Genomic DNA, 12570 nt, shown 5'->3' on the forward strand with positions numbered 1-12570 from the left:
CACAAAGGCACGTCGTCCCTATAAAACGAATGCAGACCGGAAAAATTAGCGAATGAGAACAAGTATCAGGCAGGAGGTAAAACGCGGGGTGTCAGAGGGATAAGAATCATTGTGGGAGCGAGCTTGCTCCCACAGGGATTGAGTGACGCCCGGGATTGCGTCAGGCGCTGGCAGCCATGGCGTGCCGCCGATGGTGAACCTCAAGCTGATCCTTGATCACCCGCAACACCTTGGCTTCGTGCTCATGGATAAAGAAGTGCCCGCCCGCGAGCATGTCCACCGAAAAACTACCGTGGGTTTCCTTGCTCCAGCCGATCAACTGCTCGGTGGTGGCCCGATCATCCTTGCCACCGAGCACATGCACCGGGCACTTGAGCAAGGGACGCTGCTGCGGTTCGAAGCGCCCGCACAGCAGGAAGTCCGCGCGCAGGACCGGCAGTGTCAGGCTCATCAGCTCTTTATTGGCCAGCACTTCTTCGCTGGTGCCATTGAGGGTGCGCAGTTGATCGATCAATTCGGCATCGGTCCTGGGCTGGGCGAAGCCGCGATCGTAGTCGGCCCGCATGGTGGGTGCAGCCGTGCCCGAGGCGAACAGGGCCACCGGCTCCGGGCACCCCAGCGAGCGAAACGCATGGGCCATTTCACAGGCCAGCAACGCGCCCAGGCTATGACCGAACAATGCGTATGGCGCCTTGAGCGTGGCTTTTTGTTCCTGGGCCAGTTGCAGCGCCAGGCGTCGCATGTCGGTGTGCAACGGCTCGCCATACCGTGCGCCACGCCCCGGCAGTTCCACCGGCTGCAGCGTGAGCCATTCCGGCAGCTTGCGCCGCCAGCGGCTGTAGACCATGGCGCTCGCGCCTGAATAGGGCAGGCACAGCAATGTCAGCTGGGTCACCGGGCTTACCTCGAAAAGTTGTCTATCAAGGGAACGGATGAGGCCGGCCTTGAATTAGTCCCAAGGTTGTAGAAGTGCCGAACACTGACATCGTGGCGAGAGAGCTTACTCCCGCTCGGCTGCGCAGCAGTCGTAAAACGGGTGGATGCGGTGTAACTGAAAAATCTCAGTGAATGGTTTTGGGGCCGCTTCGCGACCCAGCGGGAGCGAGCTCCCTCGCCACAGGTTCTGTGTTTCGCTTATCTCAGGTGGCGATAGCTTTGGACTGCGGAACCGAGGATCACCGCACCGGCAGCAATCGCCAGCCAGAATCCACTACGGGCCCCAAATGCATCGATCAGCCAACCCGAACCGGCCGCACCGATTGCCACGCCAATACTCAACCCGGTGACCAGCCAGGTCAGGCCTTCAGTCAGTTTGGCTGGCGGCACGATGCGCTCCACCAACGCCATTGCCACAATCAGCGTCGGCGCAAAGAACAGACCGGCGACAAACACCGCCAGCGACAGCCCGAGAATGTTCGTCGCCAGCAGCAACGGCAGCGTGGTAACCGCCGTCGCCACCCCGCCATACAAGAACAATCGCGGCAGCGGCACTTTCGAGCGCAACACCCCGAACGCCAATCCCGCCAGGCAGGAACCAATGGCATACACCGACAACACAATGCTCGCTGCTGCCGGCTGGCCCTGCTGCTGGGCGAAGGCCACGCTGACCACATCCACCACGCCAACGATGGTGCCCATGGCGACCATCAACAGCATCAGCAATTGAATGTCGAGCGAACGGATAATCGAGCCCTGATGGTGTTCTTCATGGGGATGCACCGCCGGCTCGGTGTCCCGTTGCAGGACAAACGCCGTCACCCCGATCGCCAGCATCAGCAACGCCGCCAACGGACCGGCCTCGGGAAACGCCACCACGCACAACCCCACCGACAGCGGCGGCCCGACAATGAAGCAGACTTCGTCCAGCACTGATTCCAGCGCATAAGCGGTTTGCAGCTCCGGCTGGCCGCGATACACCTCGGTCCAGCGCGCACGGACCATCGCCGACATGCTCGGCATGCAACCGGCCAGCGCGGCGAACACAAACAACGTCCAGATCGGCGCCTGCAAGCGGGTGCAAAGCAACACCAGCAACAACGCCCCACCACCGATCAACGCCGAAACCGGCAGAACCCGGCCTTGACCAAAGCGATCCACCAGCCGCGAGACTTGCGGCGCACAAAACGCCGTGGCCAGAGCAAACGTCGCCGCCACCGCACCGGCCAGACCGTAGCCGCCTTGCAGTTGCGAGAGCATGGTGATCAGGCCGATGCCGGTCATGGAAATGGGCATGCGCGCGATCATCCCGGCCAGCACGAACGCTCGGCTGCCAGGGGCTTTGAACAGGTCGCGGTAGGGGTTGGTCATGGGGTGCGAGTCTCAGTCAGGGCGAGCAAGTTGCCATAAGGCGAACCGAGGGGAAAGCAGGCAATTGTTGGTTGAATGTGAAGGCCTCACACGTTGATCGTTCCCGCCGCTCGGCGTGGGAACGATCAGGTGTCATGCGGTCAGGTGACGAAACTTTCATGGTTCGACGTGAACTCTCGCCAGCCCCCGTCAGTCAGCTAATTAAGCCCTCACACTCAAGGCGCTCACACTGATGCAGATTTCCCTCGACCAACAAGTCGCCCTCATCACCGGTGCCAGCTCAGGCATCGGCGCAGGCGCCGCCAAGGCATTGGCCGCCGCCGGGGCCGCGGTGGTGATCAACTACCATTCCCAGGCTGAACCCGCCGAAGAACTGGCCCGGCAGATCAACGCTGAAGGCGGTCGGGCTATCGCCATCGGTGCCGACGTTTCCAAAGAAGAAGACGTCGAACGGCTGTTCGCGCTAACCCTCGAGGCGTTCGGTTCGCTGGACATTCTGGTGGCCAATTCGGGTATGCAAAAAGACGCCAAGGCGGTGGACATGACCCTCGCCGACTGGAACCAGGTGATCGGCGTCAACCTCACCGGACAGTTCCTCTGCGCCCGCGCCGCCCTGCGTATTTTCAACCGTCAGGGTATTCGCGAAGGCGTGTCCCGGGCCGCCGGCAAGATTATTCATATGAGTTCGGTGCACCAGCGCATTCCCTGGGCCGGCCACGTCAATTACGCCGCGTCCAAGGGCGGCGTCGACATGCTGATGCAAACCCTCGCCCAGGAAGTCAGCCACCAGCGCATCCGCATCAATGGCATCGCACCGGGGGCGATTCGTACAGACATCAATCGCGATGCCAACGAGGAGCAACTGCTCAAACTCATCCCTTACGGCCGGGTCGGTGAAGTCGAGGACATCGCCAACGCGGTGGTCTTCCTCGCCTCCGATGCGTCGGATTACATCGTCGGCACCACCCTGTTCATCGACGGCGGCATGAGCCTCTATCCGGAGTTTCGCGGCAATGGCTGATCATCATCCCGAGCGACAAAGCAACATCGACGCTCACGGCATCATCGGCGACATGCGCAGCGCGGCGCTGGTCAATGACAAGGGCAGCGTCGACTTTTTCTGCTGGCCGGAATTCGACAGCCCGTCGATCTTCTGCTCGCTGCTGGACACGCCCGAGGCAGGCATTTTCCAGCTATCGCCGGACTTGCCTGATGCGCGCCGCGAACAGATTTACCTGCCCGACACCAACGTGCTGCAAACCCGCTGGCTGAGCGAGCGCGCCGTGGTCGAGGTCACCGACCTGCTGCCCATCGGCGACAGCGAAGATGATCTGCCGGTGCTGATGCGCCGGGTCCGGGTGGTCAGCGGCCAGGCAACGTTTCACATGCGCTGCGCCGTGCGGCATGACTACGCTCGCGCCAGGACCCACGCACGCATGGATGCCAAAGACGTGGCATTCGAGGCCGATGATCAGCCCTCTCTGCGCCTGGCATCGGATCAGACCTTGCGTATCGACGGCAACGCGGCCGTCGCTGAATTCACCCTCAAACAGGATCAGAGCGCGGAATTCCTGCTCGGCGGCATCGACGACCCACGTTTCAACGAAGGCGCGGCCGGGTTGTGCCTGGAACGCACGCTGAAGTTCTGGCGCGACTGGAGCGGTCAGTCCAACTACCGTGGTCGCTGGCGGGAAATGGTCAACCGCTCAGCCCTGGCCCTGAAGCTGCTGACCTCGCGCAAACACGGCGCGATCCTCGCTGCCGCCACGTTCGGCCTGCCGGAAACACCCGGCGGCGAACGCAACTGGGACTACCGCTACACCTGGATCCGCGACGCCTCGTTCACCGTCTATGCGTTCATGCGCCTGGGCTTCGTTCAGGAAGCCAACGATTACATGCGCTGGCTGCGCGGGCGGGTCAGCGATTGCCACGGCAAACCGATGAAACTCAACATCCTCTACGCCATCGACGGGCGCCAGGAACTGCCGGAAACCGAGCTCTCGCACCTGTCCGGCCATGGCGGCGCGACGCCGGTGCGCATCGGCAATCAGGCTTATGACCAGGTCCAGCTCGACATCTTCGGCGAGCTGATGGACGCGGTGTACCTGGTCAACAAATACGGCGACGCGATCTCCCATGAAGGCTGGAAACACGCCGTGGGCGTCGTGGATCAAGTCTGTGAAACCTGGCAGCAAGAGGATGTGGGCATCTGGGAAATGCGCGGCGAACAGCATCACTTTCTGCACTCGCGACTGATGTGCTGGGTGGCCCTGGACCGGGCCATTCGACTCGCCTCCAAACGCTCCCTGCCCGCGCCTTTTTCCCGTTGGGACCAGACCCGTCAAGCGATCTACGCCGACATCTGGGACAACTTCTGGAACGAAGAACTCGGGCATTTCGTGCAGTACATCGGCGGCACCACGCTGGATGGTTCGATGTTGCTGATGCCGCTGGTGCGCTTCGTCAGCGCCAAGGACCCACGCTGGTTGTCGACCCTCGAAGCCATTCAGAAAACCCTGGTGCGCGACGGCATGGTCTACCGCTATCGCAACGAAGACAGCCAGATCGACGGCCTCAACGGCACCGAAGGCGCCTTTGCTGCGTGTTCGTTCTGGTACGTCGAATGCCTGGCCCGGGCAGGCCAGGTGGAAAAGGCGCACCTGGAGTTTGAACAATTGCTCAGGTACGCCAACCCGCTGGGCTTATACGCCGAAGAGTTCGACAGCCATGGGCGACACCTGGGCAATACGCCGCAAGCGTTGACGCACCTGGCGCTGATCAGCGCGGCGAGCTTTCTGGATCGGAAATTGAGTGGGGAGAAAAATTACTGGCAGCCTTGAGTTCGCGTTGTCCCTATCGCGAGCAGCCTCGCTCCCACAGAATTTGTGTCAAACACGCTATTTGTGAACGACACCAAACCTGCTCGCGAAGACGTCATCAGCCATCGCACAGGACTGGCTGAATACCGGCGAAAAAAGTGAGCGGTAGGGTCCAGACTCCTACAACCATTAAACGAACCTGCCCAATCACTCGAAACCGCTCATTCCGCCAGCCCGAAAACGTTTGTTGCCAGCCGTTACATCCCCCCCTACCATCGACCGTCAACGGGTGCAGCGGAGCTGCCCGATAAAACCCGAATTCAAGGAAACAGAATGAGCCAGCGTATCCACCGCCCCATCGACACCCCTCTGCGTTCAGGCCTGAACCGCGATGAACTGTGGGAGGCCCACGACAAAGGCCTCATCAAATGCTGGGAAATCGGCCGCCAACGCGCCGCCCGTTTCCCCGAACTCGCCCAACGCTGCCTCGTCGGTGAGTTGCCGGTGCTGGGCTGGAAAGGTGGCGTGAGTCGCAGCCTGAAGAAACTCGAAAAGTACGGATCCCTCAAATACCTGGCCCAGTGGCAGGGTTTGCGTGGGGAGGATCTGGATGTTGATCTGGGTGAAGAGCGGCCTCTGACGTGTTCGCGGACGAGGATGGTGGTGACGTTTACGCCGGACCGGTCGAAGTACTTCAATCAGGTGGCCGAAGTCGAAGTCTGAGTTGGCGGAACCTGGTCTCTTTGCATCATCCGTCTGACAAACACCTCTGGAGTGTCCGATGAACACTGAAGCGTTGATCCAGAACATCAAGACCCCGACGTTGACGGTCGCCTACGAAGAACATGGCCCTGCCACCGGCGACCCGATCCTCCTCCTTCACGGCTTCCCTTATTCCCCACGCGGCTACGACGATATCGCCCCGGCCCTAGCCGCTCGGGGCTACCGCGTTATCGTTCCGTACCTGCGCGGCTACGGTCCGACCCGCTTCAACAGCCCCGACACCCTGCGCTCCGGCCAGCAAGCCGCCCTCGCCCAGGATCTGCTGGACTTGATGGACGCGCTGGCCCTCCCGAAGGCCGCCCTTTGCGGCTACGACTGGGGCGGTCGGGCGGCGTGCATCGTCGCGGCGCTTTGGCCGGAGCGGGTTCGCTGTCTGGTGACGGGCGATGGCTACAACCTGCAGAATATTCCCGGCTCCACCCAGCCACAGGCCCCGGAAACCGAGCATCGCCTCTGGTATCAGTATTACTTTCACACCCCGCGCGGTGTCGAGGGCCTGACGAAAAATCGCCGGGACTTGTGCGAATTGCTCTGGAAATTATGGTCACCGACCTGGGCCAAAGGCCCTGAGCGCTACCCACTGAGCGCGCCGGCCTTCGACAACCCGGATTTCGTCGAGGTGGTGATTCACTCGTACCGTCACCGCTTCATGTACGCGCCAGGGGACCCGGCACTGGCGTGGATGGAAGAAGCGCTGACCCGGCAACCGTCGATCAGCGTCCCGACGATTTCCCTGTGTGGTGCCGACGATGGCGTCGGACCGGCCGAGGAGATTGATGAGGACATCGAACATTTCACCGGGTTTTATGAGCGGCGAGTGCTGGCGGGCGTCGGCCACAACATTCCCGAAGAAGCACCCGAAGCGACGCTCAAGGCATTACTGGATCTGCTTCAGCGCTGACAGAAAACCGCTCGCGATAGGCTTGCGGCGTTACGCCCATGGCCCGCAGAAAACTGCGGCGAAGCGTTTCTTCACTGCCGAACCCGCACTGCACCGCCACCCGTTTGATCGGCAGACCGGTATCACTGAGCAAGCGTCGCGCGGTCTCGACCCGGATCAGCTCGATGGCCCGCGCCGGCGTCTGGCCGGTGTCGGCGCGGTAATGGCGAACGAAGCTGCGTTCGCTCATGCCGGCCTGCAAGGCGAGTGTCGGAATGCCCAGGTCCACGGTGAGATTTTCGCTGATCCAGGCATGAAGTTCGTCGAACCGGCTGCCTTCCTTTTGCAGAGACAAGGTCACGCTGAACTGCGACTGACCGCCCGGGCGCTTGAGGAACACCACCAGTTGCCGAGCGACGTCCAAGGCCATGGTGCGACCGAGATCCTCTTCGACCATCGCCAATGATAGATCGATGCCGGCCGTAACGCCGGCCGAGGTCCAGACCGGGCCGTCATTGATAAAGATCGGGTTGGGCTCGACCCGTAACCGGGGATGTTTCTGCGCCAATTGCTCGCAACGGGTCCAGTGCGTCACCACACGCCGCCCGTCAAGCCAACCACTGGCCGCCAGCAAGAACGCCCCGGTGCACACCGATGAAACCCGCCGACATGCCGTCGCATGTTCACGCACCCAGGCCACCAGCGACTCATCCTCCGCCGCCGCGTAGACACCCCAACCACCGGCGATGATCAAGGTGTCGCTGCCTTGCTCGGGCAACGGCTCGGCTAACAGCGCCAGCCCCGCCGACGACATCACCACCCCGCCACCGTTGGCAATTACCGTCGGCGCGTAGGGCGCCGGCAAGCCTTGTTGACGGGCGATGTCGTTGGCCGACGCAAACACCTGCAACGGCCCGGTGACGTCGAGCAATTGCACATTGGCGAACGCGAGCACATGAATGGTTTTTGGCATATTGGCGTAATTCGTGGGGTTATTGGCGTATACGCCAGATCCTACGAGCCTAAAGTGAAGCCGTCCACCCACTTCATGAGAAAACACCATGACGTTGCAGATCGGTTTTCTGTTGTTTCCACAGGTTCAACAACTGGACCTCACCGGCCCTTACGACGTGCTGGCATCGCTGCCGGACGTGAAGGTGCATCTGATCTGGAAGGACCTGGTGCCGGTTACTTCGAGCACCGGGCTGGTGCTGAAGCCGACCACGACCTTCGATGATTGCCCGCCACTCGATGTGATCTGCATTCCCGGGGGCAGCGGCGTCGGGCCGTTGATGGAAGATGAGCAGACATTGGCGTTTATCAAGGCCCAAGCGGCTAACGCGCGTTATGTCACGTCGGTGTGCACCGGCGCGCTGGTGCTCGGCGCGGCCGGTCTGCTGAAAGGCAAACGCGCGACCACGCACTGGGCTTATCACGAATTGCTGGGGCCTTTGGGGGCAATACCGGTGAAGGATCGCGTCGTGCGCGACGGCAATCTGCTGACCGGTGGCGGGATTACCGCAGGGATCGATTTTGCCCTGACCCTGGCGGCCGAGTTGTTCGATAAGGACACGGCCGAGCTGGTGCAGTTGCAGCTGGAATACGCGCCGGCACCGCCGTTCCAGTCCGGCAGCCCTGAAACAGCGCCGCCGAGCGTATTGGCAGAAGCGCATCGGCGGGCGGCGCCATCCCTGCAGCAAAGGGCGCAGATCACTGGACGGGCGGCGGCCAGGCTGTAGCAGTACTTTTCGACAGGCGAAAAAAAACCCGCTTCGGCGGGTTTCTCAAGACCATTTTCGACATCCTGTCGGCAGCCATCCTGGCCAATGGTCGATCATCCCTGATCCTGAGCACTCCCTGTGCTTCAGTTGATGGATCCAGAATAAGCGCAATGGTGAAGCACCAAAAGACGACATACCCGTTAGCCGGTGTAAGCCTTTGACCATAAGATCAAAAATCCACACGAACACTACAGTTTTCAAAAGGCGAAAAAAAACCCGCCGAAGCGGGTTTTCCCAAGACCATATCGACTCCCTGTCGGCAGCGAATCCTTGCTAATGGTCGATCATCCGTGATCCTGGAGCACTTCCTGTGCTTCAGTTGATGAGGCTAGATTACGCTTCGGATCCAATGTGCAATAGACGACATAGCTACCATCGCGTGTAAGACATTCGCTATACCCGCCCTTCCGAAAACCCTTAGACGCGTCAGCCAACCAGCATGAAAGCCGCGAGTTCAGCGGCCTGCAGCTGTCCTTGCGCCGCAAGCTCATCCTTATCCTCGAGAAACCAGGCCGCCGACAACCCGGCAAACGCCAACACCCATTGCAGCAGCCGTTGATGCTCCAGCCCTGCGGCCTGGGCCACGACCTCGATTTGTTTTTTGAAGCGCTGCGGATCATTAGCCGTCGGCAAATCGGGATTGCAGATCAAGTTGGCGTAGTCGAACCCGCGCTCGCCGATCACCCGCTTCGGATCGATAGCGAGCCAGCCTCGCGGGCCGAAATCCAGAACATTGTCGTGATGCATATCGCCGTGCAAAACCACCACATCCTGCGGCTCGGCGAGCAACGCTTCGGCGGCTTTCAGACTGAGCAAGTAAGTGCCGCCCTGCTGTTCGGCGGCCATGCGCAAGGAAGCGAACCATGACCATAAGGGAATCAGGGGCGGCGGCGATGATGAACGCGGGGCGTGTAAACGAGCCAGCGCTGTGCACAGTATCCGGCTGGCCTCGTCATCCTGGCCGTTGAGCGCCATGTGCATCAGCGATCGATCGCCCTCGGCACGTTCCAGCACCAACGCATCGCCATGATGAGCGTAAACCCGCGCGGCGCCCTCGCCGTCCCACCAGGTAATCAGCAGATTGCCGAACTTTTCCTCGGCATCGACGGCGACCTTCAACATGGCCGGCAAATCACCCATCCGTACCGGCAGCAAACGACTGCCGGGCGTGATGATCGGTTCGCCGTCCGGCACCAGGGCCCAGCGTTTCAACCAGGTTTCAAACATGCAGCCTTTACTCTTCCTGACGCTCGCGAGCCTTGGCGCCGGTTTTCAGAAATTCTTCGATATTGCTCATCTGCTCATCCCAGCCACGGCTGTCCATACGGAACGCCTTGAGCCTGCGCGTCTGCGGGATGTGATCAAAACCGGACTCGGTGACCTTCAGCAACGTGCCCTCATCCATGTCTTCGAGCTCGAACTTCACCAGCGTGGTGGGTTCCTGGGAATAATCGGTGTCCGGCTCCACCGCATAGGGATGCCAGCGAAACGAAAACACCCGCTCCGGCTCGACCCGCTCCACCAGCACATTCCACAGCAGGTACTCATAACCCGGGTAAGTAATCTGCCCCTGCGTCCATTCACCGGCGACAAAGCGCTTGCCCTCCAGCGCCACGCCAAACCACTGCCCGAAGGCCTCGGCATTGGCCAGCACGCGCCACACCTGCGAGCGCGGTACTTTGAGCAGGATTTTCCTTTCGATGCGATCTGATGCTGGGTTCATAAGTCACCTCCTGTACTGAACAGTAGGCCTGTAAGACCACAAGACCAACCTTAAAGTTGTATCAAGGGGGCGTTGTTATCAAGCACGTCTGAAATATTCGGCTGCATTTCCAGTGGGAAGTTCTGGCTCGCAGACGAATGCCAGGCACAGTACGCGGACCGTTGACGCAGGCAAGCCCCTTGCCTAAAGAGGTTACACCTGACTTCGTTATTGGTTGACCACCCTCTTCGCTACACTGCATCTCAACGTTTACCCATCACAGCGAGAATCACTATGCACCCACGCTTCCTCCTGGCCCTGACCCCTTTGCTGTTCACCACCGTCGCCCACGCGGCGGACTGTGACAACGCCACCGACCAGGCCACGATGAATCAATGCGCGGCGCAGCAGCACAAGGCGGCGGACAAAGAGTTGAATGCGCTTTACCAGCAGATCACCCAGCGCTTGAAGAGCAAGCCGGACAGCAAAAAGCTGCTGCTCGGGGCACAGCGTTCGTGGATTGCGTTTCGGGATGCCGAGTGCAAGTTCGCGAGTGCCGGGGTGGAAGGCGGGAGTGTGTATCCGCTGATCTACAGCAACTGCGTGACTGAATTGACCAAGGCGCGGGTGGAGACTTTCAAGAATTATCTGAAGTGTCAGGAAGGCGATATGGGTTGCCCGGTACCTGGGGTGTAACACTTCGGTGACGCTGAGGGCCTCTTCGCGGGCAAGCCTCGCGCCTACAGGTTCGCAGTGATCGCACTATTGGGTGCGAGGCGACCGTGTAGGAGCGAGGCTTGCCCGCGAAGGTGTCAGTTCAGACGCCACACGTTACCGGACAAATATCTGCGCCGTCGTGATCGCCATATCCCCCCCCGGCAACTTGATGTTGCCGATCTGTTTCATGCTCTCCGGATCAAAGATCGCCACATCATTAAACGTCCCCGCCAGATAGATCTTGCTGCCGTCCTTGTTGAAGGAAATGCAGTAGTAGGAATGATCCAGCGTTGCCGCCTGGAGCATTTTCTTCTCCTTGATGTCGTACTTGGCCAGGCGGTTGAGCACGCCGAACATCAGGTTCGGATCCTTGGGCGAGCGCATGCCGCTGAAGTAGATTTCCGTCAGAGGGCCGAAGTCGGTGGTTTCGGTCTTGCCGGTTTTCAGGTCGATGCTGAACAGCCCGTAGAGGTATTCAGCGGTGGCCGGATCCTGTTTCTTGTCCTTGAATTTCGCGGCGGTGTAGAGCAGCGAGAAATCATGGCGATAGGTCTGCTGGTTCCACACGTAAAGCACGTCCGGCGCGCTGTAGTTCGCCCGTTTCCAGTGACGACTGGGGATCAGCACGTCGAACTTGCCGGTCTTCACGTCGACCTTATAGACATCCGCCCCCGCCACGTACAGCGTGCCGTCGTCACCGCTCTGCATGATGGTCAGCTGCCGTGGCGCCGGGAAACTGCGCACGGGCTTGGCGTCCAGACCGGCGTCGGTGGCATAGACATCGAGCCGCGGTTGCTGCACTTCGTAGCGGTCGTTGAGCATCAACGTCGGGTTGGCGATGGCAAACAGTTCCTTGCCGTCGTGGCTGAGGGTAAAGGCGAACATCGACTTCGCTTTCTCCCCAGGTTTCTGGGTGATGCTGGCGTGGAACACTTGCTTGCAGCTGTCCAGCTCGATGCCATAGACATCCGCGTAGTGATTGTTCAGCACGTAAGCGGTCTTGCGATCCGGCGATAACTGCACAGTGCCCGGACCGAAGGCGTCCGGCATCTTGCAGGTCTTGAACAAGGTGTCCGTCGCCAGGTCGAGCACGTGCAGATTGTTCGGGTAATTGGTGGTCACCATGTACTCGTGACCCGCTTGTAATGCAGTGTTTTCATCGGCCAGAACGTTGATTGAACATACGCTCAGGACGGCGAACGCGGCCAAGCCGCAGGCTTTAATGCGATGCATGCTGGAATCCTTCTTCATGTCCGATCACTTGTCTTTCGGGAAGACAGTGCCGAGGTTGCGCCAGTTGTCGTTGGACGCCTGGGCATCCTTGTTCCAGTCCGGGTAGGTGCTCATCATGTCGGGCACCTGGGCCGGCCACCAGCAAGGGTCGGAGCAGCCATACAGGTCGGCTTCCATCGGCTGGCACAGCGACGACACCCCGCCAAACGCATCGATTTCCCAACCCGGGTCAGTGGTCGAGGCACAGCCCGCGACAGAGCTCATCGCCACCACTTCTTCGATACGGTTTTCGGCCGCGGCCTCATCCAGTTTCAACGCTTTGTTATTGATTGCCTTGAGATGTTTCAT

The 12570-nt window shown here is 60.4% G+C and carries 13 protein-coding genes; 6 read left to right on the forward strand and 7 right to left on the reverse strand.

Going from position 1 to position 12570, the window contains the following annotated elements; genetic code table 11:
- Positions 1-160 precede the first annotated feature (160 nt).
- Both BLU63_RS00305 and BLU63_RS00310 read right to left on the reverse strand, forming a co-directional pair.
- The gene (locus tag BLU63_RS00305; RefSeq protein ID WP_083374655.1) at positions 161-895 is read right to left on the reverse strand and encodes a thioesterase II family protein; all 735 of its coding nucleotides are present in this window, start codon (positions 893-895) and stop codon (positions 161-163) included.
- 239 nt (positions 896-1134) lie between these two features.
- Positions 1135-2307 (reverse strand): MFS transporter, encoded by a 1173-nt coding sequence (locus BLU63_RS00310; RefSeq protein WP_083374656.1) that lies wholly within the window; start codon positions 2305-2307, stop codon positions 1135-1137.
- A 232-nt stretch (positions 2308-2539) separates the two neighbouring features.
- Between BLU63_RS00310 and BLU63_RS00315 the strand changes: the two genes are divergently transcribed.
- From BLU63_RS00315 to BLU63_RS00330, 4 genes are all read left to right on the forward strand, one after another.
- Entirely contained in the window at positions 2540-3328 is a 789-nt protein-coding gene (locus tag BLU63_RS00315) for a glucose 1-dehydrogenase (protein ID WP_083374657.1), read from the forward strand.
- Complete coding sequence (locus tag BLU63_RS00320; RefSeq protein WP_083374658.1) at positions 3321-5147, forward strand: glycoside hydrolase family 15 protein; 1827 nt, start codon at positions 3321-3323, stop codon at positions 5145-5147. Before BLU63_RS00315 ends, BLU63_RS00320 begins: the two co-directional genes overlap by 8 nt.
- A 312-nt stretch (positions 5148-5459) precedes the next feature.
- Complete coding sequence (locus tag BLU63_RS00325; RefSeq protein WP_083374659.1) at positions 5460-5849, forward strand: hypothetical protein; 390 nt, start codon at positions 5460-5462, stop codon at positions 5847-5849.
- Between the two features lie 58 nt (positions 5850-5907).
- Positions 5908-6810, forward strand: coding sequence for an alpha/beta fold hydrolase (locus tag BLU63_RS00330; RefSeq protein WP_083374660.1), 903 nt, complete (start codon positions 5908-5910; stop codon positions 6808-6810).
- On the opposite strand, the gene BLU63_RS00335 is transcribed toward BLU63_RS00330, so the two are convergent.
- Complete coding sequence (locus BLU63_RS00335) at positions 6779-7762, reverse strand: GlxA family transcriptional regulator (RefSeq protein WP_083374661.1); 984 nt, start codon at positions 7760-7762, stop codon at positions 6779-6781. The genes BLU63_RS00330 and BLU63_RS00335 overlap by 32 nt on opposite strands.
- 88 nt (positions 7763-7850) lie before the next feature.
- On the opposite strand from BLU63_RS00335, the gene inhA reads away from it, so the two are divergent.
- Positions 7851-8528, forward strand: a complete 678-nt coding sequence (gene inhA, locus BLU63_RS00340; RefSeq protein ID WP_077748912.1) for an isonitrile hydratase — start codon at positions 7851-7853, stop codon at positions 8526-8528.
- Positions 8529-8996: 468 nt separating this feature from the next.
- Here inhA and BLU63_RS00345 read toward each other — a convergent pair whose 3' ends face one another.
- Together BLU63_RS00345 and BLU63_RS00350 are read right to left on the reverse strand one after the other, a co-directional pair.
- Complete coding sequence (locus tag BLU63_RS00345; protein WP_083374662.1) at positions 8997-9797, reverse strand: aminoglycoside phosphotransferase family protein; 801 nt, start codon at positions 9795-9797, stop codon at positions 8997-8999.
- 7 nt (positions 9798-9804) lie between these two features.
- Positions 9805-10293, reverse strand: a complete 489-nt coding sequence (locus tag BLU63_RS00350; protein WP_077748914.1) for an SRPBCC family protein — start codon at positions 10291-10293, stop codon at positions 9805-9807.
- 273 nt (positions 10294-10566) lie between these two features.
- Between BLU63_RS00350 and BLU63_RS00355 the strand changes: the two genes are divergently transcribed.
- A complete protein-coding gene (locus BLU63_RS00355) occupies positions 10567-10968 on the forward strand; it encodes a lysozyme inhibitor LprI family protein (protein ID WP_083374663.1) in 402 nt (133 codons plus the stop codon).
- Positions 10969-11103: 135 nt separating this feature from the next.
- On the opposite strand, the gene peaD is transcribed toward BLU63_RS00355, so the two are convergent.
- Both peaD and qhpC read right to left on the reverse strand, forming a co-directional pair.
- Positions 11104-12222: a quinohemoprotein amine dehydrogenase subunit beta gene (peaD, locus tag BLU63_RS00360; RefSeq protein ID WP_083374664.1), complete on the reverse strand. Its 1119-nt coding sequence runs from the start codon at positions 12220-12222 to the stop codon at positions 11104-11106.
- Positions 12223-12246: 24 nt separating this feature from the next.
- On the reverse strand, positions 12247-12570 hold the full coding sequence (qhpC, locus tag BLU63_RS00365; RefSeq protein WP_008027961.1) for a quinohemoprotein amine dehydrogenase subunit gamma: 324 nt from the start codon (positions 12568-12570) through the stop codon (positions 12247-12249).

The organism is Pseudomonas mandelii, from assembly GCF_900106065.1.
Taxonomy (GTDB): Bacteria; Pseudomonadota; Gammaproteobacteria; order Pseudomonadales; family Pseudomonadaceae; genus Aquipseudomonas; species Aquipseudomonas mandelii.

Coding starts and splice junctions, on each gene's coding strand:
- BLU63_RS00310 (WP_083374656.1), bottom strand. CDS start 2,307: ATGACCAACCCCTACCGCGACCTGTTCAAAGCCCCTGGCAGCCGAGCG.
- BLU63_RS00315 (WP_083374657.1), top strand. CDS start 2,540: ATGCAGATTTCCCTCGACCAACAAGTCGCCCTCATCACCGGTGCCAGC.
- BLU63_RS00325 (WP_083374659.1), top strand. CDS start 5,460: ATGAGCCAGCGTATCCACCGCCCCATCGACACCCCTCTGCGTTCAGGC.
- BLU63_RS00355 (WP_083374663.1), top strand. CDS start 10,567: ATGCACCCACGCTTCCTCCTGGCCCTGACCCCTTTGCTGTTCACCACC.
- peaD (WP_083374664.1), bottom strand. CDS start 12,222: ATGCATCGCATTAAAGCCTGCGGCTTGGCCGCGTTCGCCGTCCTGAGC.
- qhpC (WP_008027961.1), bottom strand. CDS start 12,570: ATGAAACATCTCAAGGCAATCAATAACAAAGCGTTGAAACTGGATGAG.
- BLU63_RS00330 (WP_083374660.1), top strand. CDS start 5,908: ATGAACACTGAAGCGTTGATCCAGAACATCAAGACCCCGACGTTGACG.
- BLU63_RS00345 (WP_083374662.1), bottom strand. CDS start 9,797: ATGTTTGAAACCTGGTTGAAACGCTGGGCCCTGGTGCCGGACGGCGAA.
- BLU63_RS00320 (WP_083374658.1), top strand. CDS start 3,321: ATGGCTGATCATCATCCCGAGCGACAAAGCAACATCGACGCTCACGGC.
- inhA (WP_077748912.1), top strand. CDS start 7,851: ATGACGTTGCAGATCGGTTTTCTGTTGTTTCCACAGGTTCAACAACTG.
- BLU63_RS00335 (WP_083374661.1), bottom strand. CDS start 7,762: ATGCCAAAAACCATTCATGTGCTCGCGTTCGCCAATGTGCAATTGCTC.
- BLU63_RS00350 (WP_077748914.1), bottom strand. CDS start 10,293: ATGAACCCAGCATCAGATCGCATCGAAAGGAAAATCCTGCTCAAAGTA.